This window comes from Lysinibacillus sp. EB271-A1-10B (assembly GCF_058791335.1).
Map to the genome: position 1 here is coordinate 1 of NZ_JBYTDL010000054.1, position 3,006 is coordinate 3,006.

Sequence of the window (3,006 nt, forward strand, 5' to 3'; positions counted from 1 at the left end):
ATTTATTTTTTAAGTTTTTTTATAGGCTTAATAACTTGGTTAAGTTATTAAGGGCGCACGGCGAATGCCTTGGCACTAGGAGCCGAAGAAGGACGGCACTAACACCGATATGCTTCGGGGAGCTGTAAGTGAGCTTTGATCCGGAGATTTCCGAATGGGGGAACCCACTACGTTTAATCGCGTAGTATCTTGACGTGAATACATAGCGTCTTGAAGGCAGACCCAGGGAACTGAAACATCTAAGTACCTGGAGGAAGAGAAAGAAAAATCGATTCCCTGAGTAGCGGCGAGCGAAACGGGAAGAGCCCAAACCAAGAGGCTTGCCTCTTGGGGTTGTAGGACACTCTATACGGAGTTACAAAAGAGCGAGTTAGATGAAGCGACTTGGAAAGGTCCGCCAGAGCAGGTAAAAGCCCTGTAGTCGAAAGTTCGTTCTCTCCTGAGTGGATCCTGAGTACGGCGGAACACGTGAAATTCCGTCGGAATCCGGGAGGACCATCTCCCAAGGCTAAATACTACCTAGTGACCGATAGTGAACCAGTACCGTGAGGGAAAGGTGAAAAGCACCCCGGAAGGGGAGTGAAAGAGATCCTGAAACCGTGTGCCTACAAGTAGTTAGAGCCCGTTAATGGGTGATAGCGTGCCTTTTGTAGAATGAACCGGCGAGTTACGATTACGTGCGAGGTTAAGCTTTAGAAGGCGGAGCCGCAGCGAAAGCGAGTCTGAATAGGGCGAATTAGTACGTGGTCGTAGACCCGAAACCAGGTGATCTACCCATGTCCAGGGTGAAGGTGAGGTAACACTTACTGGAGGCCCGAACCCACGCACGTTGAAAAGTGCGGGGATGAGGTGTGGGTAGCGGAGAAATTCCAATCGAACTTGGAGATAGCTGGTTCTCTCCGAAATAGCTTTAGGGCTAGCCTCGTGATGAGAATACTGGAGGTAGAGCACTGTTTGGACTAGGGGGCCATCCCGGTTTACCGAATTCAGACAAACTCCGAATGCCAGATATTTATACACGGGAGTCAGACTGCGAGTGATAAGATCCGTAGTCAAAAGGGAAACAGCCCAGACCACCAGCTAAGGTCCCAAAGTAATCGTTAAGTGGAAAAGGATGTGGCGTTGCACAGACAACCAGGATGTTGGCTTAGAAGCAGCCATCATTTAAAGAGTGCGTAATAGCTCACTGGTCGAGTGACGCTGCGCCGAAAATGTATCGGGGCTAAACGATTCACCGAAGCTGTGGATTGACATCTACGATGTCAGTGGTAGGAGAGCGTTCTAAGTGCGTTGAAGTCAGATCGGAAGGACTGGTGGAGCGCTTAGAAGTGAGAATGCCGGTATGAGTAGCGAAAGACGGGTGAGAATCCCGTCCACCGTATGACTAAGGTTTCCTGAGGAAGGCTCGTCCGCTCAGGGTTAGTCGGGACCTAAGCCGAGGCCGATAGGCGTAGGCGATGGACAACAGGTTGATATTCCTGTACCACCTCCTCACCGTTTGAGAAATGGGGGGACGCAGTAGGATAGGGTAAGCGCGCTGTTGGATATGCGCGTCCAAGCAGTAAGGCGTGTGTGTAGGCAAATCCGCACACTGTAACGTTGAGCTGTGATGGCGAGTCCGTATGGACGAAGTTCCTGATTTCACACTGCCAAGAAAAGCCTCTATCGAGGTGAGAGGTGCCCGTACCGCAAACCGACACAGGTAGTCGAGGAGAGAATCCTAAGGTGTGCGAGAGAACTCTCGTTAAGGAACTCGGCAAAATGACCCCGTAACTTCGGGAGAAGGGGTGCTCTTGAGCGTGCAAGCGCATGAGAGCCGCAGTGAATAGGCCCAGGCGACTGTTTAGCAAAAACACAGGTCTCTGCAAAACCGTAAGGTGACGTATAGGGGCTGACGCCTGCCCGGTGCTGGAAGGTTAAGAGGAGTGGTTAGCGCAAGCGAAGCTGCGAATTGAAGCCCCAGTAAACGGCGGCCGTAACTATAACGGTCCTAAGGTAGCGAAATTCCTTGTCGGGTAAGTTCCGACCCGCACGAAAGGCGTAACGATCTGGGCACTGTCTCAACGAGAGACTCGGTGAAATTATAGTACCTGTGAAGATGCAGGTTACCCGCGACAGGACGGAAAGACCCCGTGGAGCTTTACTGTAGCCTGATATTGAATTTTGGTACAACTTGTACAGGATAGGTAGGAGCCAGAGATCTCGGAGCGCCAGCTTCGAAGGAGGCGTCGGTGGGATACTACCCTGGTTGTATTGAAATTCTAACCCATGCCCCTTAGCGGGGCAGGAGACAGTGTCAGGCGGACAGTTTGACTGGGGCGGTCGCCTCCTAAAAGGTAACGGAGGCGCCCAAAGGTTCCCTCAGAATGGTTGGAAATCATTCGTAGAGTGTAAAGGCACAAGGGAGCTTGACTGCGAGACCTACAAGTCGAGCAGGGTCGAAAGACGGGCTTAGTGATCCGGTGGTTCCGCATGGAAGGGCCATCGCTCAACGGATAAAAGCTACCCCGGGGATAACAGGCTTATCTCCCCCAAGAGTCCACATCGACGGGGAGGTTTGGCACCTCGATGTCGGCTCATCGCATCCTGGGGCTGTAGTCGGTCCCAAGGGTTGGGCTGTTCGCCCATTAAAGCGGTACGCGAGCTGGGTTCAGAACGTCGTGAGACAGTTCGGTCCCTATCCGTCGTGGGCGTAGGAAATTTGAGAGGAGCTGTCCTTAGTACGAGAGGACCGGGATGGACACACCGCTGGTGTACCAGTTGTCTTGCCAAAGGCATCGCTGGGTAGCTATGTGTGGACGGGATAAGTGCTGAAAGCATCTAAGCATGAAGCCCCCCTCAAGATGAGATTTCCCATTACGCAAGTAAGTAAGATCCCTCAAAGACGATGAGGTAGATAGGTTCGAGGTGGAAGTGTGGTGACACATGGAGCTGACGAATACTAATCGATCGAGGACTTAACCAAAATGTTTGAAACATTCAATGCACCGTTTATCCAGTTTTGAA

Annotated in this window: 1 rRNA gene; it reads left to right on the forward strand. The window is 51.7% G+C overall.

Annotated elements, in window-relative coordinates:
• The first annotated feature begins 37 nt into the window (after positions 1 to 37).
• Positions 38 to 2,965, forward strand: a 23S ribosomal RNA gene (locus AC3WSK_RS26410).
• The last annotated feature ends 41 nt before the right edge of the window (positions 2,966 to 3,006 follow it).